Raw genomic sequence first — 22,131 nt, 5'->3', positions numbered from 1 at the left:
GCCCGGTTCGCGAGCAAGCTCGGTCCTACAGAATCACCCCGCCACCTGCCTCGCCTTCAGCCAGGCCGCGAACCCTTCGGCCGGTAGCGGTGGGGACAGCAGGTAGCCCTGGGCCACCCTGTAGCCCTGGGCTTCGAGGATGCGCAGTTGCTCGGGGTTCTCGATGCCTTCGGCGACCACCGTCATGCCCAGGCTGCGGCCGATGTTCAGCACGGCGTCGCTGAGGGTGCGGCTGGTGCTGTTGCTCTCCAGGTCGCGGACGAAGCTGCGGTCCAGCTTCAGTTCCTGCACCGGCAGGCGGTTCAGCCGGGCCAGGCTGGAGTAGCCGGTGCCGAAGTCGTCCAGGGCCAGGCGGATGCCCAGTTCGTGCAGCTGGTCGAGCACGCCCAGGGTGTCGCTGTCGGCTTCCATCAGCGCGCTTTCGGTGATTTCCAGGGTCAGGTCGGTGCCGTGCAGGCCGTGCTCTTCCAGGGTGCGCAGCACCGCGACGGGCAGTTGCGGGTCCTGGAAGTCGCCGGCGGACAGGTTGACCGATATCTCCGGCACCTGCAGGCCCGCGTGGCGCCACTCGGCCAGTTGCCGGCAGGCTTCGCGCAGCACCCAGCGACCCAGTTCGATGCTCAGCCCGCATTCCTCGGAGAGGGGAATGAAGCGCTCCGGGGAGATGTTGCCCAGCTGCGGGTGGTGCCAGCGGGCCAGGACCTCGGCGCCGCGCAGGCGGCCCGCGCGGATGTCCACCAGCGGCTGGTAGTTCAGGTGCAGGCGCTGCCTGGCGAGGGCTTCGCGCAGGGCGCTCTCCAGCGCCACGCGTTCCTGCGCCAGGCGCTCCAGTTCCTCGCTGAAGAACACCTGGCCGCCACGGCTCTTGCCTTTGCCCTTGGCCTGGTTCATCGCCATCGCCGCGTGGCGCAGCAGGCTCTGGAAGTCCTCGCCATCCTCCGGGAACAGGCTGATGCCGATGCTCGCCGAGGGGTTGTGGGGCGCGCCGGCGACGCGCCAGGGCGCGTCGAGGGCGGCCTTCAGGCGGGCGAGGTGGACGCCGGCCGCCGCGCGGTCGCAGGCCGGCAGCAGGACGACGAATTCGTCGTTGGCCTGGCGCCCGACGTGGTCCTCGTCGCGGCAGGCCTGGCGCAGGCGCCGGGCGATGGTGCGCAGCAGCTCGTCGCCGGAGGGGCGGCCGAAGGAGTCGTTGATCTGGCGGAAGCGGTCCAGGCCGATGTACAGCACCGCCAGGCCCTGCCGGCGCGCGGCGGCGCCGGCCAGTTCGGCGCTGGCCAGGTTCTGCAGCAGGTGGCGGTTGGGCAGGCCGGTGAGGTCGTCGTAGTAGGCGAGCTGGTGGATGCGCGTGCGCGCCTGGTCGCGCTCCAGCACCAGCGCGCAGAGGTGCGTGCAGATGTCCAGCAGGCATTGTTGCGTCGCGCAGGGCGCCTGTTCCCCCCGGCCGTAGCAGACGAAGCTGCCGATCAGCTGGCCGGTGCTGGAGCGGATCGGCGTGATGCTGCAGCTGCGCAGCTCCGGTGGCAGCAGGTGGCGGTAGGCGGACCACAGCGGATGGCGCTCGACCTCGCCGGCCCAGGCGCCCTCGCTGCCCGGGCCGTCGCCCAGGGGCAGGCCGTCCAGGGCCTGCAGGTAGGCGGGCGGCAGGCTCGGCCCGGCCAGCGGGTGCAGGCGGCCTGCGTTGACGCGCAGGACCGAGGCGCTGGTCCGCGGCAGCAGCCGTTCGATCTCCAGGCAGGCCGCTTCCATCAGGTGTTCCGGCGGCTCGTCGCGGGCCATGCCTTCGAGCAGGCGGTCCAGCAGCACTTCGTGGATTTTCGACTGGGTGATCTCGGTGAGCGCCAGCAACTGCAGGTCGGGCTCGCCCGTGGCGCGGTTCAGCCCGGTGCTGGCGATGCCGCACCAGATGCGCCGGCCGTCATGGCAGCGCACCAGGGCTTCCACGCGGTCGTTGGCCGCCGGCCGCGCGTCCACCAGCTCGTCGAACGGGCGGCCCACCAGGCTTTCCGGGGCATGGCCGAGCAGCCGGCCGAAGGCGCGGTTGCAGTACAGCAGGCGCTGCCCGTCGTCGTTGATGCAAAGAGCGGTCTCGGCATGCTCCAGGGCTTCGGAGAGCATCCGGGGGAGGTCGGGAATACTGCGGATCGGCATGCTTGCACTCCGGCCTGGTGGTCGAGGAACGGGGCTAGAGCTTGAAGCGCAGCACCATGTCGTTGAGCTCCACCGCCACGCGGTTCAGCGACTGGATCTGCTGGTCGCTGCTGCGGGCGCTGTTCCAGCCGGTGAGGATCGAAAGCAGGAGGGCGGCGGCCAGGACGATGAGCATTCCCGTGCGTATTTTCAGCTTGGACAACATTGCGGACTTCCTTTCGTGGCAAACCACCATCGGACCGGCTGCGCCATGGGGGCGAAGTGATGGCAATCAGCCCTATCCTGTTCCCCCGTGAAAAGGAAAGTCAATTAGTCAATGATCTATTAAGAAACATTTATAGACGTCATGCGTCCTTCAGCCGCACGCAAGCTCCCCTGAAAATGGCTTGAGGCGTTATATCGGATGATGTATGAGGTCAATTCGCATGAAAGGTCGGAGCGTGGTCCATGAAGTCGGCGCAGCCATCGCCAACCGCCGCAGGGCCAAGGGGCTGACGCAGGCACAGATAGCAGAGGGGATAGGGGTGGAGAAGGAAACCATCAGCCGCATGGAGAACGGTGTGATATCGCCGACCTTGCAGCGCCTGGGACAGATCGCGGAAATCCTCGAATGCCCGCTGAGCGACCTTTTCCGCAAGGATTCGATCGACGTCGCCGAGCAGGCCGAGGCCATCGGCGACCTGCTTCAGGGGTTGGCGGAGAGCGAGCGGGCGCTGGTGGTGAACCTGATCGGCGAGATCGTCAAGGTGCTCAAGGGCCGGCGCAGCCACTAGCGCCGCTGCGAGCGCCCCGCCGGCGGCGGGCGGGGGGCTCAGGTGCGTTCGTTGGGTTCGTCTTCGCCGCGCTGCTGCCACCACTGGCGGCGCACATGCAACTGGGCGGCGAAGGCGCGGGCCAGGGATTCCTGGGAAAAGCGCAGGCCGCGGCGGCCCAGGCGCACCAGCCACCAGGGCCGGCCCTGGACTTCAATGGCCTCGATCTTCACCTCGTCCTGCATGCAGGGTCTCCCGGCTGACGATTTCCAGCTCCTGCTCGCCTGCCTTGCGCGTCTTGAGCAGTGACAGCAGTATGCCACCAGCGAGCAGGCCGAAGGTTACCCCAAGCGAGAGCACGGCGGGAACCTTGCCGATGAAGCCGTGGGCGAAGATCTTCGCGCCGATGAACACCAGCACCAGGGCCAGGGCGTACTTCAGGTAGACGAAGCGGTGGATCATCGCCGCCAGCGAGAAGTACAGGGCGCGCAGGCCGAGGATGGCGAAGATGTTCGAGGTGTAGACGATGAACGGGTCCTTGGTGATGGCGAAGATCGCCGGCACGCTGTCCACCGCGAACACCACGTCGGCCAGCTCGATCAGGATCAGCGCCAGGAACAGCGGGGTGGCGAAGCGCACCAGCTTGCCGCTGGCGTCCGGCTTGCGCACGAAGAAGTGGTGCTCGTGGAGCTGCTCGGTGACGCGGATGTGCTTGCGCAAAAAGCGCAGCACCGGGTTGTTGGCCAGGTCGGGCTCTTCCTCGTGCCTGGCGAAGAGCATCTTCACCCCGCTGAACAGCAGGAAGGCGCCGAACACGTACATGATCCACTCGAACTCGCTGACCAGGGCGGCGCCCAGGCCGATCATGATGGCGCGCATGACGATGGCGCCGAGGATGCCCCAGAACAACACCTGGTGCTGGTAGCGGCGGGGGATGCCGAAGAAGCCGAAGATCATCGCCATGACGAACACGTTGTCCATCGACAGCGATTGCTCCACCAGGAAGCCGGTGTAGTACTCCATGGCGCTGGTGGCGCCGAACTCGTACCAGACGAAACCGCCGAAGGCCAGGCCGCAGCTGAAGTAGCCGGCCGAAAGCAGCAGGCTCTCGCGCACGCCGATCTCGTGGTGGTCGCGCTGCAGCACGCCCAGGTCGAGGAACAGGAGGAGGATGACGATGGCCAGGAACAGCAGCCAGAACCAGGCGGCGGTGCCGAGGAAGGGGGTGTTGAGGAAATCCAATAGGGGTGCCATGCGGGCCCTCTCTTGCTGTCGTTGTCGAAAGTGACTCCGACATGGCGGTCAGCGACCGTCAGAGGGGCCCGGCGTCACGGCGGGAAAAATAGCAGAGCAGGGTCGCGAGGCAAGCGGGGGAAAGTAACAAGTTCCTACGACCTATTCACTCCTACAGTAACAGCCTAGACCAGGGGCGAGCGCCCTGGGCTGCCCTGGGTCAGTACACCCAGACCTCCACGCGGCGGTTCTTCACCCGGCCTTCCTGGTCGTCGTTGGCCGCCACCGGCAGCGCCGCGCCCATGCCCTCGATGCCGTGGAAGACCACGCCTTCCCTGGCCAGTTCGCGGCGCACCGCCATGGCCCGCAGCTTGGACAGCAACTGCGCGCGGGCCGGGTCCTGGCGGGCGTCGCCGAAGCCGACCAGCACCGCCTTGCCGTCGAGCTTGTCGTGCTGGCGCAGGTAGGCCAGCAGGCGCTCGACGTCGCGCTGGGCCTTGTTGTCCAGGGTGGCGCTGCCCTCGTGGAAGCGGAAATTCACTGACAGCCGGCGGGCCTCGCGGGCCAGGGCCTTGTACTGCTCGGGCATGCCCTCGGCGGGCTGCACGCGCATGGCCTGCACGCGCTGGCCGACGAAGCCGCTGCCGCTGACCAGGGCCTGGCCGCGGTCGCCCTGGGCGAACTGCACCAGGGCCTGGGCCCAGGGGTTGCGCTCGTTGGGCTTGATGTACAGGTACAGGCGGCGCGACAGCGGGTAGTCCTCGGTGGCGATGCTGCCGGGGGAGGGCAGCATCGCCCGCGACTCGCCGTCGGCGATGGCCAGGGCGCGCGCCTTGAGCACCGAGGCCAGGCCGACGAAGCCGATGCCCTGCGGGTCCGCGGCGACCTGGGCCGACAGCGCGTCGCTGGATTCGAAGCGCTGGGCGGAGGCGGCGAGGGCCTTGCCCTGGCTGGCCAGCACCAGTTCCTTGAAGGTATCGAAGGTGCCGGAGTTGTCGTCGCGGGCGTACAGGTGGATGGCGCCGCCGCGGCCGCCGAGATCTTCCCAGGTCGTCACCTCGTCGGCGAAGACCTGGGCCAGCTGGGCGGTGGTCAGCTCGCGCAGCGGGTTGTCCGGGTGCACGACGATGGCCAGGCCGTCGATGCCGATCACCTGCTCGGCCTTGGCGCCGCGCAGGTTGCCCGAGGCGGAAAGGGCCGCGGCCTCGGCGTCCTTGATCGGCCGCGAGGCGGCGGCGATCTCGGCGCTGCCGTCCTTCAGCGCGGCGAAGCCGGTGCTGCTGCCGTGGGCGGCGATCTCCACCACGACGTCGCGGCCCTGGGCGTCGCGGGCGCGGACCCGCGTCTCGTTCTGCGCCTGGCCGGGTTCGGCGAGGATGGCCTTGTAGCCCTGTTCCAGCAGTAGCCCCTTCACCAGTTCCGGCAGCAGGTGCGCGCCTATGGTGTTGGAGCCCTGGATGCGCAGCACCGGCTGGCCCTCCGGGGCGGCGGGCAGGGCGGCGAAGGCGTGCCAGGGCAGGGCGTAGCAGACGAAGGCGATGATCAGCCAGGCGAGGGTGACGGGCCAGGCGTCCTTGTCGTGGCGCGTGAAGTGCGGCATCGGTGATTCCAGGGCGGTTGCGGACGAGGTCGGGAGCATAGGCGGGCAAGGTTTCAGTGCGGTGACGCCGGGCCTCGCGGGCGCGCCGGGTAGGCGCCGCCGCTTTGGCTATAGTCATTCAGCAGCGGCCTGTCCGGGCTGCCGAGCCATTCCCGCAAGGAGCGCCATGTCCCCAGTACGCGGCCTCATCTTCTGCTGTACCCTGCTGCTGGGCACGGCGCCGGCCCTGGCCATCGACCAGCCGCCGCTGCAGCCGCTGACCCTCTCCGGCTACAGCGCGCACATGCCCGACAGCTGGCTGAGCCCCGCCGAGCGGGCCTGGCTGGCGCAGCGCGGCCCGCTGCGCGTCGGCGTGGCGCAGATTGACCGGCCGCCGCTGCAGATCGTCGGCGGCGGCCGCCTGGAGGGCGTCAGCGCCGACTACCTGGGGCTGCTGGCCGGCGGCTATCAGCGCGTCTACGCCTACCCCTCGCGGGAGGCGGCCCTGGAGGCGCTGCGCAAGGGCGAGATCGACATGGTCTGCGGCGGCACCGCCAGCGAGGCCGAGGCCCGCGGCCTGCTGCTCAGCCGCACCTACCTGCAGGACCAGCCGGTGCTGGTCAGCGACGATGCCCGCCCGTTCGACGCCAGCCGCCCCGGCACCACCCTCGCGCTGGTGGCCGACTACCTGCGCCTGGCCCAGGTGCAGGCGGCCTATCCCAACAGCCGCGTCCTGCTCTTCGCCTCGCCGCTGCGGGCCCTGGAGGCGCTGAGCCTGGGCAACGTCGACGGCATGCTCGGCGATGCGCTGTCGGTGCACTACCTGATCAACATGAACTACCTGTTCAACCTGCGCATCGACAACTTCGCGCCGCTGGAGAGCGCCGGCTTCGGCTTCCTCATGCGCCCCGGCGAGGAGCGCCTGCTCGGCCTGGTGGACCGCGGCCTGGCGCGCATCGACGTGCAGCGCAACGAGGAAATCCTGCGCCGCTGGAGCGCCGGCGAGCGCCTGCGCCTGGGCGGCCAGCGGGTGGTGCTGACGCCGCGGGAAAACCGCTGGCTGGCCGAGCACCCGCGGGTGCCGGTGGTGGTCAACCGCCACAGCGGCTCGCTGGCCCAGGCCGACGCCGACGGGCGCGTCAGCGGCATCGCCCGCGATTACCTGGACCTGCTGGGCCAGCGCTCCGGCCTGCGCTTCGCCTATGCCGCGGTGGACGACTACGCCGACGTGTTCCGCGAGCTGCACGCCGGGCGCGCCTGGCTGACGCCGGTGGTGCCGCCGAGCAACGAGGGCCTGGCGCTGCTGCCGCCCTACCTGCGGGCCACCATGCTCCTGGTGATGCGCAAGGACGCGGCGGCCGTCCACGACCTCCACGACCTGGCCGGCAAGCGCGTGTCCATCGCCATCGACCCCTACCTCAACCGCGCGCTCATCGAGCGCTACCCGGACACCCGCCTGGAGTCGGCGGGCAACCAGCGCCAGGCCCTGCGCGAGGTGGCCGAGCAGCGCAGCGAGGCGGCCGTCAGCACCCTGTTCAGCGCCCGCGCGCTGATCGCCGGCGAGTTCAAGGACAGCCTCAAGGTCGCCGGCATACTCGAAGACCTGAGCACCCCCTTCAGCATCGGCGTGCGCCCGGACCAGCCGGAACTCTACTCCATCCTGGAGAAGGCCCAGCTGTCGGTGGACCCGGAGGAGGTGGCCGAACTGGTGCGGCGCTGGGAGCCGCGCCTGGCCTCCGGCGGCGGCGACTTCTGGGCCGAGCACCGCCAGGCGATCCTCAGCGGCGCCGCTCTGGCCGGCGCGCTGGTGCTGCTGTCGCTGGTCTGGGGCTTCTACCTCAACCGCCAGGTGCTGCGCACGCGGCGCGCCGAGCGGCGCCTGGGCGCCCAGGTGGGGCTGCTCAACGAATTGATCGAGGCGCTGCCCAACCCGGTCTACCGGCTCGACCGCGAGGGCCACCTGGACCTCTGCAACCAGGCCATGCTGCGCATGTTCGACGCGCGCCCGGAGGACTGCCTGGGCAAGGCCATCGGCGAGCTGGGCTGGTTCCCCGAGGAGGAGGCCGAGCGCCTGATGCAGGTGCACCGCCAGCAGGTGACCGACGGCGAGATGCCGGCGCCGGGCGACTACGTGCTGCGCCTGCGCGACGGCGATCACTACGTCTACCACTGGGCGGTGGCCCAGCACGATGGCGACGGCGTGGTGCAGGGCGTGATCGGCGGCTGGGTCGACCTGACCGAGCGCCAGCAACTGATCAACCAGCTGGAGCGCGAGCGGCAGCGCGCGGACCAGGCCAGCGCCGCCAAGAGCCAGTTCCTCTCGACCATGAGCCACGAGATCCGCACGCCGATGAACGCCATCGTCGGCCTGCAGGAACTGGTGCTGGAAAAGGCCCGCGACGGCGTGCTCGACCGCGAGGCGCTGGAGGTGGCGCAGGACGCCGCGCGGGCCCTGCTGATGCTGATCGGCAACGTGCTGGACCTGGCGCGCATCGAATCCGGGCGCATCGACTCCACGCCGCAGCCGGCGCTGCTGCGCCGCGAGATCGAAGGCGCGGTGGCGCTGTTCGCCGGCCTGGCCACGCAGAAGGGCCTGGGCCTGGACCTGGAAACCGAGGGCGAGCTGGACCACTGGGTGCTGCTGGATGCGCTGCGCTTCAAGCAGGTGCTGTTCAACCTGCTGAACAACGCGGTGAAGTTCACCGAGCGCGGCGGCGTGCGCGTGCGGGCCAGCGCCCGGCGCCAGGGCGAGCGCCTGGAGCTGCTGGTGGAGGTGATCGACAGCGGCATCGGCATTTCCGCCGAGGACCAGGCCCGGCTGTTCCAGCCCTTCGTCCAGGTGGAGCCGGGCGCCAGGGGCCAGGGCACCGGCCTGGGCCTGCACATCAGCCAGCGCCTGGTGCAACTGATGGGCGGCGCCTTCGGCCTGCACAGCGAGCCCGGCCAAGGCTCCTGTTTCAGCGTGCGCCTGCCGCTGGCGCTCACCGAGGCGCCGCCGGACACCGCGCAACCGGGCACCAGCGCCAGCGTCCCGGGCGGCCTGCGGGTGCTGGCGGTGGACGACCACCCGGCCAACCGCATGGTGTTCCGCCAGCAGTTGGCGCACCTGGGCCACAGCGCCACCCTGGCGGCCGGCGGCGAGGAGGGCTGGCAGGCCTGGCTGGCCGGCGACTTCGCCGCGGTCATCACCGATTGCCGGATGCCCGGCGTCGACGGCTACGAGCTGAGCCGGCGCATCCGCGCCCACGAGCGTGAGCAGGGGCGGCGGCCGTGCCGGGTGATCGGCGCCACGGCCAACGCCCAGGAGGAAGAAGTGCAGCGCTGCCGCGACGCCGGCATGGACCAGGTGCTGTTCAAGCCGCTGACCCTCGAGGTGCTGGCCCAGGCGCTGGCCGGCGCGCAGACCGCGGCGCCGGACGAGCCGGCCGACGATGCGGTCTTCGACCTGAGTGGCCTGTTCGGCCCGCAGCCGCTGGAGAGCGAGGCGGCGCGGGAGTTCGTGCGCACCCTGGCGCAGGCCAATGCCGGCGACATAGAGCAGTTGCACCAGGCCCGCAACCGTGGCGACCGCAAGGCGCTGGGCGACCTGGCGCACCGCCTGGCCGGCGCCGCGGCGATCATCGGCGCCGCCGAGGCGGAAGGGCATTGCCGCGCCCTGCAGCGAATCTGCGAAGGCGATGGGGAAGGACTGGAAGCGCGCCTGGGCCAGGCCGATGCGGCGCTGGCCGAACTGCAGCGCGCGCTGGCCGACTGGCTGGCGCGCGCCGCTGGCTGATCAGCTCAGCTTGAGCCAGATGGGCGCGTGGTCGGAGGGTTTTTCCATGCCGCGGATCTGGTAGTCGATGCCGGCATCGGCCAGGCGCGGGCGCAGCGCCTCGGAGGCGAGGATGACGTCGATGCGCAGGCCGCGCTTGGGCTCGTCCTCGAAGCCGCGGCTGCGGTAGTCGAACCAGCTGAAGCGGTCGTTCACCTGCGGGTGCAGCTGGCGGAAGCTGTCCACCAGGCCCCAGGCCTTGAGCTTGCCCAGCCACTCGCGCTCCTCGGGGAGGAAGCTGCATTTGCCGGTGCGCAGCCAGCGCTTGCGGTTCTCCTCGCCGATGCCGATGTCGCAGTCTTCCGGCGAGATGTTGATGTCGCCCATGATCACCAGGCGCTGCTCGGGCTTGAACTGGCTTTCCAGCAACTGCTGCAGGTCGGCGTAGAAGCGCTGCTTGGCCGGGAACTTCACCGGGTGCTCGCGGCTTTCGCCCTGGGGGAAGTAGCCGTTCATCACGGTGATCGGCTGGCCGTCGGCGTCGGCGAAGGTGCCCCAGATGAAGCGGCGCTGGGCGTCCTCGCCGTCGTTGGGGAAGCCGTAGCGGATTTCCAGCGGCGCCTGGCGCGAGAGCAGGGCCACGCCGTAGTGGCCCTTCTGGCCGTGGAAGTGCACCTGGTAGCCCAGGGCCTCGATCTCTTCGCGGGGGAACTGGTCGTCGGCGACCTTGGTTTCCTGCAGGCCGATGACGTCGGGCTGGTGCGTCTCGACGATCGCCTTGAGTTGGGCGGGGCGGGCACGCAAGCCATTGATATTGAAAGAGACGATTTTCATCCGCAGCGTCCTGGGCAAAGTGACGATGCTAGCCGCTGGCGCCGGCAGCGGCAAATGCCGCGACGGGCCGAAGGCGGCCGCTGGCGGTGCGGGCGCGGCGCTGCTAGGGTTCGGCTCTGGGCCCAAACACGATAACAAGAGGTGTCCGCATGCCTGAGACGCTCGCCGAAGTCCGCCTGCTGGGCGATTCCTACGCCCGGGAGATCCGCTCGCTGCTCTACCACGCCTACCGCCACGAGCCGACCTTCGCCTACCTGTTCGAAAGCGACCGCCCCGGCTTCGACCAGCGGGTGCGCGCCACCGTGCGCGAGCTGACCAACCGGCACCTGTCCGAAGACCTGCCGGTGCTCGGCCTGGTGATCGACGAGCGCCTGGTGGCGGTGGCGCTGATCGCCCCGCCGCAACGCCGCCTGGACATCACCGACAGCTGGGCCTGGCGCATGCGCATGCTGCTCACCACCGGCTTCCGCTGCACGCGGCGCTACCTGGCCTACCACGAGGCCGTGCTCGGCTGCCTGCCGCCGGGGCCCTACCACGTGCTGCCGCTGCTGGGCGTGCACCCGGAATTCCAGGGCCGCCACCTCGGCGAACAGCTGCTCGACGCCCTGCATGCCTGGTGCGTCGACGACGTGGATTCCCAGGGCCTGGTGCTGGACACCGGCAACGCCCGCTACCTGGATTTCTACCGCCGCCACGGCTACGAGGAGGTGGGCGAAGTGGCGCTGGGGCCGCTGCGCGAACACGTGCTGTTCCACCCCAATCCGCAGCCGGAAACGCGCCTGGCCCGCGAGGGCTGATAGCCCCTCGCCATCGCGCAAAGCCGCGGCGCAGGGGCCGCGGCGCTGGATTGTCACGGCCATCGTGCTAGCATCTCGCGCCATGAGACTCCAAGGAACGATTCGGCTAGCGCTGATGGGCCTGCTGTGCTGGATCGGCGCGGCAGTGGCAGCGGAAAGCCAGCTCGACGTACGTATCGACCCCGCCAACTCTGCGCTCAAGGCCAATATCGAGGCCTATGTGGGCAGCGTGGAAGGGCGCGACGAAACCGCCCTGCGACGCCTGCGCCGCACGGTCCAGCAGCAGGCCGTGCAGGCCGCCCAGGCGCTGGGCTACTACCAGGCGCGCATCCGCGTGCGGGTGCGCGGCGACGACAAGAACCCGCGCCTGCGCATCGACGTCTCGCCCGGCGAGCCGGTGAAGCTGCGCACGGTCGACATCCGCATCGAGGGGCCGGCGGCTAAGCTGAAGAGCTTCCGCGTGCCCGGCGGCGATACTTTGAAGCCCGGCGCGCAGCTCAACCACGGCACCTACGAGGACGCCAAGCGGCTGATCCAGAACCAGGCCTCGCGCTTCGGCTTCTTCCGCGGCCAGTTCACCCGCCAGCAACTGCGCGTCGACCCCGAGGCCGGGGTGGCCGACATCGAGCTGGTCTACGCCAGCGGCCCGCGCTTCGCCCTCGGCGCGGTCAGCTTCAGCGGCGACTACCCGTTCGACGAGGAACTGCTGCGGCGCATGGTGCCCTTCCGGCAGGGCGAGGCCTACGACTCCGAACTCATCGCCGACCTCAACCAGGCCCTGCAGTCCAGCGGCTACTTCGACGGCGTGCGCGTCGACGCCTCGCCGCTGCAGGCCAAGGGCGAGAGCATCCCGGTGGCGGTCCACCTCAGCGCGCGCAAGCCGCGCTCGCTCGGCGTCGGCCTGGGCTTCTCCACCGACGTGGGGCCGCGCGCCAAGTTCAGCTGGACGCGCCACTGGGTCAACCCCCAGGGCCACAGCCTGGGCACCGAGGCCGAAGTCTCCGGGCCGCGGCAGAACGTCGGCGCCTGGTACGAGGTGCCGCTGGACCCGCCGCTGACCGACAAGCTGCGCTTCACCACCGGCTACCAGAACGAAGACCTGGTGGACACCGAGAGCAAGCAGTTCACCCTCGGCGGCGAGTGGCTGCGCAAGCTGCCCAGCGGCTGGCAGCGCTCGTTCTCCCTGGGCTGGCTGCACGAGGAATACCTGCTGGGCGACGACTCGGGCAACAGCAGCTTCCTCATGCCCGGCTTCGGCTACTCCATCCTGCACGCCGACAACAAGGTCGACCCGCACCAGGGCTACCGCCTGCAGCTGGAAACCAAGGTAGCCAAGGAGGGTCTGCTGGCCGACGCCGACCTGGCCCACGTCAGCGCCATGGCCAAGGGCTTGACCACCTTCGCCGGCGGCCACCGCCTGCTGGGCCGTGCCCAGGTCGGCTTCATCGCCACCAACGACTATTCGAGTATCCCGCCGTCGCTGCGCTTCTTCGCCGGCGGCGACCAGAGCGTGCGCGGCTACGACTACCAGACGCTGTCGCCGAAGAACTCCCGGGGCGACCGCATCGGCGGGCGCTACATGGTCGCCGGCAGCGTCGAGTACCAGTACCCGCTGGCCGAGAAATGGCGCCTGGCGACCTTCATCGACCAGGGCAACTCCTTCAACTCGCTGGACTTCCCCTCGATCAAGACCGGCGTCGGCTTCGGCATCCGCTGGGTGTCGCCGGTGGGGCCGCTGCGCCTGGACCTGGCCGATGGCCTGGACGAGGGCGGCGGCTGGCGCATCCACTTCTCCATGGGGCCCGAGCTGTGAAGCGCCTGTTGAAATACCTGGTGGCCGCGCTGCTCGGCCTGATCCTGCTGCTGGCCGTGGCGCTGGCCGCCATCCTCGGCAGCGAGGCCGGCAGCCGCTGGGCCCTGGGCCTGGTGCCGGGCCTGCAGGTGCAGGGCTATGCCGGCCGGCTGGGCGGCGCCTGGCAGGCCGAGCGCCTGGCCTGGAGCGACGGCGCCACCGAGCTGGAGGTCGAGCGGCCGCAGTTCGCCTGGTCGCCCGCCTGCCTGCTGCAAGGCGCGCTGTGCATCGACCGCCTGATCGTCGAGCGCGTGCAGCTGCGCCTGGCGCCGGGGCCAGCGGAGCCCAGCGAGGGGCCGATCCAGCTGCCGGCGCTGAAACTGCCGCTGGCCGTGCGCCTGGGCGAGGTGCGCCTGGGCAGCTTCCTGCTGGATGGCAACGAACAGGTCAGCAACGTCCAGGCCAGCGCCCACTGGGAGGCCGACGGCCTGCACATCGACGTGCTCAAGGCCGCCCGCGGCGACTTGGCCGTGGACCTGAGTGGCCTGCTCACCCCGCAGGGTAACTGGCCGTTGCAGGCCCAGGGCAGCCTGCGCCTGCCGGCGCCCGGCGAGCAGCCCTGGGAGTTGAAACTGCAAGCCAAGGGCGAACTGCTCGGCCACCTGCTGCTGGAAGCCGACAGCAGCGGCTACCTGCAAGGCCACCTGAGCGGCGACCTGCAACCCCTGGCGGAGAACCTGCCGGCCAGCACGAAGATCACTGCCGACGGCTTCCGCGGCGCGGCGGACCTGCCCGACACCCTGGTGCTGAACAAGGTGCAGCTGCAAGCGGCGGGCGACCTGGCCGCCGGCTACCGCATCAGCGGCTCGGCCGTGCTGCCGGGGGAGGGCGGCGATGTCGCCCTGGCCTTGCAGGGCCGCGTCGACGCCAAGGGCGCGGATATCGCCGCGCTGAACCTCACCGCCGCGCCGGAACAGCGCCTGGGCCTGAGCGGCCGTCTCGACTGGCAGGAGGGTTTCGCCGCCGACGCCAAGCTGGACTGGCTGGACTTCCCCTGGCTGCGCCTGTACCCCATGGAGCCGCCGCCGGTCTCCATGCACCGCCTGCAAGCCGACCTGCAATACCGCGACGAGGCCTACCTGGGCAACTTCGCCGCCGAACTCAGCGGCCCGGCCGGCGCCTTCCAGCTCAGCAGCCCGGTGTCCGGCAACCTCGCCGAGGTGCACCTGCCGTCGCTGCAACTGGTCGCCGGGCAGGGCAAGGCCGAGGGCAGCCTGGGCCTGAAGTTCGCCGACACCCTGGCCTGGGACGCGCAACTGAAGCTGAGCGACTTCGACCCGGCCTACTGGGTCGCCGAACTGCCGGGCAAGCTCGGCGGGCCGCTGAGCAGCCAGGGCAGCTACAAGAACGGCGTGCTCGCCGTGCAGGCCAACCTCGACCTGCAAGGCCGTCTGCGCGGCCAGCCGGCGGTCTTCAAGACCGCCGCCAACGGCCAGGGCCAGAACTGGAAGGTCGACGGCCTGGAACTGCGCCTGGGCGACAACCGCATCAGCGGCCAGGCCAGCCTCGACCAGCGCCTGGCCGGGCGCCTGGACATCGCCCTGGCGCGCCTGGGCCAGCTCTGGCCGCAATTGCAGGGCCAGTTGAACGGCCGCCTCGACCTGGCCGGCAGCCTCAAGGCGCCCCAGGGCGAACTGAGCCTCAAGGGCCAGCGCCTGGCCTTCCAGGACAACGGCGTGCGCAGCCTCGACCTCAGCGCCCGCCTCGACGCCGCCCAGCGCGGCCGCCTGGAGCTGCTGGCCGACGGCGTGCGCGCCGGCGACACGCGCCTGGGCCAGTTCAAGGCCAGCGGCCAGGGCGACCTGCAACGCCAGCAGCTCGACCTGTCCCTGCAGGGGCGCCCGCTGGTGCTGGCGCTGGGCTTCGACGGCACTTGGAACGGCCGCGACTGGCGCGGCCGCCTGGCCAAGGGCGAGATCCAGAGCGGCGGCCAGGACTGGCGCCTGCAGCAGCCGGCGCGCCTGGAGCGCCTGGCCGACGGCCGCCTGAACCTGGGCGCGCACTGCTGGGCCTCCGGCCCGGCCAGCCTCTGCGGCGGCGAGCAGCGCCTGCTGCCGGAGCCACAGCTGCGCTGGCAACTGCGCGACTTCCCGCTGGACAGCCTGGCGCGCTGGCTGCCCGAGGACTTCGCCTGGCAGGGCAAGCTCAACGGCGACGTCAAGCTCGACCTGCCGGCCCGCGGCCCCAACGGCAACATCCTGCTGGACGCCGGCGCCGGTACCCTGCGCCTGAAAGAGCAGGACCAGTGGCTAGACTTCCCCTACCAGAGCCTGCGCCTGGAAAGCCGCCTGACGCCCACTCGCATCGACAGCAGCCTGCAGTTCCACGGCAACAAGCTCGGCACCCTGGAGGCCCAGGCGGTGCTCGACCCGCGGCCGAAGAACAAGCCGCTGAGCGGCAGCTTCACCCTCGCCGGGCTGGACCTGGCGGTGGCGCGGCCCTTCGTGCCCATGGTCGAGACGCTCAAGGGCCGCCTGGACGGCAACGGACGCATTTCCGGCGGCCTCATGCAGCCGCGCCTGGACGGCGAACTGCGGCTTTCCGGCGGCGAGCTGTCCGGCGGCGACCTGCCGACGCGCCTGGCCAACCTGCAGGTGCTGGCGCGCATCGCCGGCGAGCGCGTCGACCTCAGCGGCACCTGGAGCGGCGGCGACAAGGGCAACGGCAGCCTGGGCGGCTACCTGGCCTGGAGCCAGGGCCTGGACATGGGCCTGGCAGTGCGCGGCACGGACCTGCCGGTGAGCGTCGAGCCCTACGCCAACCTCGAAGTCACCCCGGACCTGGCGCTGCGCATGGCCGACCAGAAGCTCAGCGTTTCCGGCAAGGTGCAGGTGCCGCGCGGGGCCATCGTCATCCGCCAGTTGCCGCCCTCGACGGTGAAGCTCTCCGACGACACCCTGATCGTCGGCGCGCCGCCCAAGGAGCAGGGCGGCCCCCACCTGGCCATGGACGTGGACGTGCTGGTCGGCCAGGACAAGCTGACCTTCAGCGGCTTCGGCCTGAGCGCCGAGCTGGCCGGCCAGGTGCACATCGGCGACGACATGGACACCCGCGGCGAACTGAGCCTGAACAAGGGCCGCTACCGGGCCTACGGGCAGAAACTCAGCATCCGCCGCGCGCGCCTGCTGTTCGCCGGCCCCATCGACCAGCCGTACCTGGACATCGAGGCGATCCGCAAGGTCGACGACGTGATCGCCGGCCTGCGCCTGACCGGCAACGCCGAGCAGCCGCGCAGCGAGGTGTTCTCGGAGCCGGCGATGAGCCAGGAGCAGGCACTGTCCTACCTGGTCATGGGCCGTCCGCTGTCCACCGGCGAGGACAGCAACATGCTCGGCGAGGCCGCACTGGCCCTGGGCCTGGCCGGCAGCGCGCCGATCACCGGCGAGGTGGCCAAGCAGCTGGGCATCAAGGACTTCGAACTGGGCACCGAGGGCACCGGCACCAGCACCAGCGTGGTCGCCAGCGGCCAGCTCTCCGAGCGCCTGAGCCTGCGCTACGGCGTGGGCGTGTTCGAACCGGCCAACACCATCGCCCTGCGCTACCTGCTGAGCAAGAAGGTCTACCTGGAGGCCGCCAGCGGTTTGGCCAGTTCGCTGGACATCTTCTACAAGCGCGACTTCTGAGAGAGGCAGTCAGGTTGCGAATGATGTCAGCGAATTTTCGCGCATCATTCTCGGCCCATATCTGACTGCGACATGGATATCGTGACCGCCCACTCAACTCCACGGACGGCGCGATGGTTTCGGTCTATCAACTCAAATCGAGCTTCCAGAATCTGCTGCGGCCATTGGTGGTGCGCCTGCATGCCCGGGGCGCGACGGCCAACCAGGTGACACTGGCGGCCTGTGCGCTATCGATGCTGGTGGCCTCCTTGGTGGCTGGCCTGGCTGCGCACCCTTGGGTGTTTGCCCTGATCCCGCTGTGGATGCTCCTGCGCATGGCACTCAATGCCATGGACGGCATGCTGGCCCGCGAATTCGGGCAGCAGTCGCCCCTCGGCGCCTATCTCAACGAACTTACCGACGTGGTCGCCGATGCCGCGCTCTACCTGCCGTTCGCCCTGCTGCCTGGGGTGACCCCGGCCTGGGTGGTGCTGGTGGTGTTGCTGGCGCTGCTCGCCGAATACGCCGGCGTGCTGGGGCACATGGTCGGTGCCTCGCGGCGCTACGACGGCCCCATGGGCAAGAGCGACCGAGCGCTGTGCTTTGGCGTGCTCGGCGCCGGAATTGCCAGTGGCTTGTTGCCGACGGCCTGGATCGACCCAGCCATGTGGTTGCTGGCTGCGCTGCTGGCGCTGACCGTGGTCAACCGCGTCAGCCAGGGCCTGGCCGCGCCGCGTCAGGACTGATGGCCGCGCTCGTCTGCCGGTTCACCCTGGCCCCCTGAAGGAACCCACGGATGCTGGAAAAACTCCTCGCCTACGCCATCATCGCCAGCGCCCGCACGGTCACCGGCCTGCGCAGCCTGTGGCTGGGCACCACGCCGAAGGCGGTACAACGCATCTACTATGCCAACCACAGCAGCCATGGCGACTTCGTCCTGCTCTGGGCCTCGTTGCCGCCGGAGCTGCGCCCGCGTACCCGGCCGGTGGCCGGCGCCGACTATTGGGGCAAGCCCGGCCTGCGCGGCTTCGTCATCAACCGGGTGTTCAACGGCGTGCTCATCGAGCGCCAGCGCAGCGAAGCCGATGGCAACCCGCTGGCGCCGATCGAACGCGCGCTGGCCGCCGGCGACTCGCTGATCCTGTTCCCCGAGGGCACGCGCAACCTGGACGACGAGGTGCGCCTGCTGCCGTTCAAGAGCGGCATCTACCACCTTTCCCGCGCCCATCCGCAGGTGGAGCTGGTGCCGGTGTGGATCGCCAACCTCAACCGGGTGATGCCCAAGGGCCGCGCGCTGCCGTTGCCGCTGCTGTGCACCCTGAGCTTTGGCACGCCGCTGGCGGCGCAGGCCGACGAGGCCAAGGAGGCTTTCCTCGAGCGCGCCCGTGAGTCGCTACTGGCCCTGGCGCCGGCGGAGGGGCACTGAAATGGACGGGCAGACCTGGCTGCTGTTCGCCGGCATCGGCGCGATCCTCCTCGGCGCCTCGATAATCGGCGCCGTCCTGCGCTGGCGCGTGGCCCCCGGGCCGCACGCGGTGATCGACAACCTCAATGCGCGGATCAAGGCCTGGTGGGCCATGGTCGCGGTGATCGGCTGCGCCTTCGCCCTTGGCAACTGGGCGGTGATCCTGCTGTTCTATGGCGTGTCGTTCTACGCGCTGCGTGAATTCATGACCTTGATGCCGACCCGGCGCAGCGACTACCCGGCACTGGTGGCGGCGTTCTACTTCGTGCTGCCGATGCAATACCTGCTGATCGCCATCGACTGGTACGGGATGTTCTCCATCTTCATCCCGGTCCACGTCTTCCTCCTGCTGCCGATCCTGGCCTCGCTGGGCGGCGACGCCAAGCACTTCCTCGAACGCGCCTCCAAGGTGCAGTGGGGGCTGATGCTGGCGGTGTACTGCATTTCCTTCGTGCCGGCGCTGCTGACCCTGGACATACCCGGCTTCGAGGGACGCAACCTGCTGCTGATCGCCTACCTGGTGATAGTGGTGCAGCTCTCCGACGTGCTGCAGTACGTGTGCGGCAAGCTGTTCGGCAGACGCAGGATAGCCCCCAACCTGTCGCCGTCGAAAACCGTGGAAGGCTTCGTCGGCGGCGTGGCGCTGGCCACTGCGATCGGCACCGCGCTTTACTGGATCACCCCCTTCGCGCCCTGGCAGGCGTTGCTGATGGCGCTGCTGCTGAATGTGCTGGGCTTCTTCGGCGGCCTGGTGATGTCGGCGATCAAGCGCGACCGTGGAGTCAAGGACTGGGGGCACATGATCGAAGGCCATGGCGGCATGCTCGACCGGCTGGACTCGGTGTGCTTCGCCGCGCCGATCTTCTTCCACGCGGTGCGCTACTGGTGGACCTGAGGGCTGCCGGCCGCGCCTTCATGGCACCTTAAGGAACTCCTCGCAGACTCCCGCTGCCGCCGGTCAGGGCGGCAGTGATCGGGGAGTCGCCATGCATTTCGAACAGATCAGGACCCACCTGCTGGAGTTCCTCAACAAGGGCCTGCCCGCCCGGCAGCTGCGCCGGCTGGTGCTGCTCGACCTGCTGCGCGGCTCGGCGGCCGGGCGCCAGGCGCCGGCGCAGCTGGCCCAGGGCATGCTGGAATGGTCGGTGCTGGAGCCGCAGGCGCTGTTCGAGCGCCTGGGCAGCCGCCGCGAGGGCCTGAGCGAGGCCGAGGCCGCCGAGCGGCGGGAGAGCGTCGGGCTCAACGAGGTCGACCAGGAGCGCCCGATGCCCTGGTGGCGGCACCTGTGGCTGTGCTATTGCAACCCCTTCAACCTGCTGCTGAGCGTGCTGGCGCTGGTGTCGTTGTTCACCGGCGACAGCGAGGCGGCGGTGGTGATCGGCGCCATGGTGGGCATTTCCACGCTGCTGCGTTTCGTCCAGGAGAAACGCTCCAACGACGCCGCCGAGCAGCTCAAGGCCATGGTCAGCAACACCGCCACCGTGTTCCGCTACCCCGAGGGCGGGCAGGGCGCGGCGCAGCGCCTGGAGGTGCCGATCCGCCAGCTGGTGCCCGGCGAGGTGCTGTGGCTGTCGGCCGGCGACATGGTGCCGGCGGACGTGCGCCTGTTCAGCGCCAAGGACCTGTTCGTCAGCCAGGCGGCGCTCACCGGCGAGTCGCTGCCGGTGGAGAAGTTCGCCCAGGTCCGCGACGCCCGCCAGGGCAACCCGCTGGAGCGTGACAGCCTGTGCTTCATGGGCACCACCGTGGTCAGCGGTTCGGCCCGCGCGGTGGTGGTCGGCACCGGCGCGCAGACCTACTTCGGCTCCCTGGCCGAACGGGTGATCGCCAGCGACCACACGCCCACCGCCTTCCAGGCCGGGGTCAACAAGGTCAGCTGGCTGCTGATCCGCTTCATGCTGGTGATGGCGCCCATCGTCCTGCTGCTCAACGGCTTCACCAAGGGCGACTGGCTGCAGGCGGCGCTGTTCGCGCTGTCCATCGCCGTGGGCCTGACCCCGGAAATGCTGCCGATGATCGTCACCTCGACCCTGGCCAAGGGTGCGGTGGTGCTGAGCCGGCGCAAGGTCATCGTCAAGCGCCTGGACGCCATCCAGAACTTCGGCGCCATGGACATCCTCTGCACCGACAAGACCGGCACCCTGACCCAGGACCGCATCGTCCTGGAACGCCACACCGACGCTTTCGGCGAGGTGGAGGACCGGGTGCTGCAGCTGGCCTTCCTCAACAGCCACTACCAGACGGGGCTTAAGAACCTGCTGGACGTGGCCGTGCTCGAGCACGTGGAGCTGCGCCAGGCGCTGCGGGTGGACAGCCGCTACCGCAAGATCGACGAAATCCCCTTCGACTTCGCCCGCCGGCGCATGTCGGTGGTGGTCAGCGAGCGCGACGACCACCATCTGCTGATCTGCAAGGGCGCCCTGGAGGAAGTGTTGGCGGTGTGTACCTCGGTGCGCGAGCAGGAGCGCGTCGAACCGCTGACCGGCGAACGCCTGGCGTGCATCCGCGCGGTGGCCGAGGCGCTCAACCAGGACGGCCTGCGGGTGGTCGCGGTGGCTACCCGCGAACTGCCGACCAACCGCGACACCTACGGCCTGGCCGACGAGCAGGGGCTGTGCCTGGACGGCTACATCGCCTTCCTCGACCCGCCCAAGGAAACCACCGCCCCGGCCCTGCGCGCCCTGGCCGCCAACGGCGTGGCGGTGAAGGTGCTGACCGGCGACAACGAGCGGGTGACGCTGAAGGTCTGCCGCGACGTCGGCCTGCAGGTCGACGGCGTGCTGCTGGGCCCGCAGCTGGATGACATAGCCGATGCCGAGCTGGGCGAACTGGCCGAGCGCACCACGCTGTTCGCCAAGCTGACGCCGACGCACAAGGAACGCCTGGTCCGCGTGCTGCGCGAGCGCGGCCACGTGGTGGGCTTCCTCGGCGACGGCATCAACGACGCCCCGGCGCTGCGCAGCGCGGACATCGGCATCTCGGTGGACTCGGCGGTGGACATCGCCAAGGAAGCGGCCGACCTGATCCTCCTGGAAAAGAGCCTGATGGTGCTGGAGGAGGGCGTGGTGGAAGGGCGGCGCACCTTTGCCAACATGCTCAAGTACATCCGCATGACCGCCAGCTCCAACTTCGGCAACGTGTTCAGCGTGCTGGTGGCCAGCGCCTTCATCCCGTTCCTGCCGATGCTGCCGATGCAACTGCTGGTGCAGAACCTGCTGTACGACATCTCGCAGATCGCCATCCCCTTCGACGGCGTGGACGCCGAACAGCTGAGCCGCCCGCAGCAATGGAACCCCGATGGCCTGGGGCGCTTCATGGTGTTCTTCGGGCCGCTGAGTTCGATCTTCGACATCACCACCTTCCTGGTGCTCTGGCACGTATTCGGCGCCAACGCCCCGGTCCACCAGGCGCTGTTCCAGTCCGGCTGGTTCGTCGAGGGGCTGCTCTCGCAACTGCTGGTGGTGCACATGATCCGCACCCGGCGCATCCCCTTCCTGCAGAGCCGCGCCTCCTGGCCGCTGCTGGCGATGACCGCGGGCATCGGCGCGCTGGCGATCTTCCTGCCCATGGGGCCGCTGGCGCGCTACTTCCACATGCAGCCGCTGCCGCCGGGCTACTGGCCGTGGCTGGTGGCGATACTGCTGGGCTACATGGGGCTGACCCAGGCGGTGAAGGGCTGGTTCGCGCGGCGGTATGGGTGGTCGTAGGGCTTGAGAGATCGCGGACGGAGTCCGCTAGGTGCCAGGAAGCACGGCTTTTCGTAGGATGGGTTGAGCGAAGCGATACCCATCACCACGGCAGCATGGGTATCGCAAGCTCAACCCATCCTACGAAGAGCACCTCGGCGCAAGACAGTTGCTCCTACAGGAAGCACGGGCGGAGCGGACCTTGTCCGCGATGGCCGGACGTCCCGGCGCGGTTCGCGGATAAGAATCTCCTACGCTGCTCCACCCGCGCCATTCCCATGTAGGAGCGCGCCCTGCGCGCGATTCGCGGGCAGGGCCCGCTCCTACAGTTCCAGGAAAGCCCCCGTAGGATGGGTTGAGCGAAGCGATACCCATCACCACACTAAGCCACATCAAGCCCCTCCGACAGAACACCCTTCGCGAGCCAGC

Annotated in this window: 15 protein-coding genes; 9 read left to right on the top strand and 6 right to left on the bottom strand. The window is 69.7% G+C overall.

Translation table 11 applies throughout. The annotated features are described in order from the left end of the window. Window positions 1–33: 33 nt before the first annotated feature. Both FG99_RS00895 and FG99_RS31860 read right to left on the bottom strand, forming a co-directional pair. Entirely contained in the window at window positions 34–2,148 is a 2,115-nt protein-coding gene (locus FG99_RS00895; protein WP_061561337.1) for a putative bifunctional diguanylate cyclase/phosphodiesterase, read from the bottom strand. Between the two features lie 34 nt (window positions 2,149–2,182). After that, the gene (locus FG99_RS31860; RefSeq protein ID WP_156060048.1) at window positions 2,183–2,353 is read right to left on the bottom strand and encodes a hypothetical protein; all 171 of its coding nucleotides are present in this window, start codon (window positions 2,351–2,353) and stop codon (window positions 2,183–2,185) included. Window positions 2,354–2,573: 220 nt separating this feature from the next. Between FG99_RS31860 and FG99_RS00890 the strand changes: the two genes are divergently transcribed. After that, window positions 2,574–2,921 carry a helix-turn-helix domain-containing protein gene (locus FG99_RS00890; protein ID WP_009619450.1) on the top strand — a complete coding sequence of 116 codons (348 nt, stop codon included), beginning with the start codon at window positions 2,574–2,576 and terminating at the stop codon, window positions 2,919–2,921. A 38-nt stretch (window positions 2,922–2,959) separates the two neighbouring features. Here the strand turns inward: FG99_RS00890 and FG99_RS00885 are convergent, their stop codons facing one another. From FG99_RS00885 to FG99_RS00875, 3 genes are all read right to left on the bottom strand, one after another. Beyond that, window positions 2,960–3,145, bottom strand: a complete 186-nt coding sequence (locus tag FG99_RS00885; protein ID WP_009619452.1) for a hypothetical protein — start codon at window positions 3,143–3,145, stop codon at window positions 2,960–2,962. After that, entirely contained in the window at window positions 3,114–4,154 is a 1,041-nt protein-coding gene (locus FG99_RS00880) for a TerC family protein (RefSeq protein WP_009619453.1), read from the bottom strand. The genes FG99_RS00885 and FG99_RS00880 overlap by 32 nt, the downstream gene beginning before the upstream one ends. A gap of 199 nt (window positions 4,155–4,353) precedes the next feature. Next, complete coding sequence (locus FG99_RS00875) at window positions 4,354–5,733, bottom strand: substrate-binding domain-containing protein (RefSeq protein ID WP_043266644.1); 1,380 nt, start codon at window positions 5,731–5,733, stop codon at window positions 4,354–4,356. Window positions 5,734–5,899: 166 nt separating this feature from the next. Here FG99_RS00875 and FG99_RS00870 point away from each other — a divergent pair, with 166 nt between their 5' ends. Beyond that, window positions 5,900–9,487: an ATP-binding protein gene (locus FG99_RS00870; RefSeq protein ID WP_043266642.1), complete on the top strand. Its 3,588-nt coding sequence runs from the start codon at window positions 5,900–5,902 to the stop codon at window positions 9,485–9,487. On the opposite strand, the gene xthA is transcribed toward FG99_RS00870, so the two are convergent. Then, a complete protein-coding gene (gene xthA, locus FG99_RS00865) occupies window positions 9,488–10,300 on the bottom strand; it encodes an exodeoxyribonuclease III (protein ID WP_009619456.1) in 813 nt (270 codons plus the stop codon). A 149-nt stretch (window positions 10,301–10,449) separates the two neighbouring features. Between xthA and FG99_RS00860 the strand changes: the two genes are divergently transcribed. The 7 genes from FG99_RS00860 to mgtA all read left to right on the top strand — a co-directional run bounded on the left by FG99_RS00860 (window position 10,450) and on the right by mgtA (window position 21,723). Continuing rightward, window positions 10,450–11,097: a GNAT family N-acetyltransferase gene (locus tag FG99_RS00860; RefSeq protein ID WP_009619457.1), complete on the top strand. Its 648-nt coding sequence runs from the start codon at window positions 10,450–10,452 to the stop codon at window positions 11,095–11,097. A 115-nt stretch (window positions 11,098–11,212) separates the two neighbouring features. Continuing rightward, window positions 11,213–12,910 carry an autotransporter assembly complex protein TamA gene (locus FG99_RS00855; RefSeq protein ID WP_043266640.1) on the top strand — a complete coding sequence of 566 codons (1,698 nt, stop codon included), beginning with the start codon at window positions 11,213–11,215 and terminating at the stop codon, window positions 12,908–12,910. Next, entirely contained in the window at window positions 12,907–16,572 is a 3,666-nt protein-coding gene (locus FG99_RS00850; RefSeq protein ID WP_043266639.1) for a translocation/assembly module TamB domain-containing protein, read from the top strand. Before FG99_RS00855 ends, FG99_RS00850 begins: the two co-directional genes overlap by 4 nt. A 113-nt stretch (window positions 16,573–16,685) precedes the next feature. Continuing rightward, window positions 16,686–17,297, top strand: a complete 612-nt coding sequence (locus tag FG99_RS00845) for a CDP-alcohol phosphatidyltransferase family protein (RefSeq protein ID WP_043266637.1) — start codon at window positions 16,686–16,688, stop codon at window positions 17,295–17,297. Between the two features lie 50 nt (window positions 17,298–17,347). After that, window positions 17,348–17,977, top strand: coding sequence for a lysophospholipid acyltransferase family protein (locus FG99_RS00840; RefSeq protein WP_043266635.1), 630 nt, complete (start codon window positions 17,348–17,350; stop codon window positions 17,975–17,977). 1 nt (window position 17,978) lies between these two features. Beyond that, the gene (locus tag FG99_RS00835; RefSeq protein ID WP_043266633.1) at window positions 17,979–18,911 is read left to right on the top strand and encodes a phosphatidate cytidylyltransferase; all 933 of its coding nucleotides are present in this window, start codon (window positions 17,979–17,981) and stop codon (window positions 18,909–18,911) included. Between the two features lie 91 nt (window positions 18,912–19,002). After that, window positions 19,003–21,723 carry a magnesium-translocating P-type ATPase gene (gene mgtA, locus FG99_RS00830; RefSeq protein WP_043266631.1) on the top strand — a complete coding sequence of 907 codons (2,721 nt, stop codon included), beginning with the start codon at window positions 19,003–19,005 and terminating at the stop codon, window positions 21,721–21,723. Window positions 21,724–22,131 lie beyond the last annotated feature (408 nt).

This window comes from Pseudomonas sp. AAC (assembly GCF_000725445.1).
Classification (GTDB): Bacteria; Pseudomonadota; Gammaproteobacteria; order Pseudomonadales; family Pseudomonadaceae; genus Pseudomonas; species Pseudomonas citronellolis.
The sequence above is the reverse complement of the archived record's forward strand: the minus strand, read 5'-3'. Positions and strand labels throughout refer to the sequence as shown.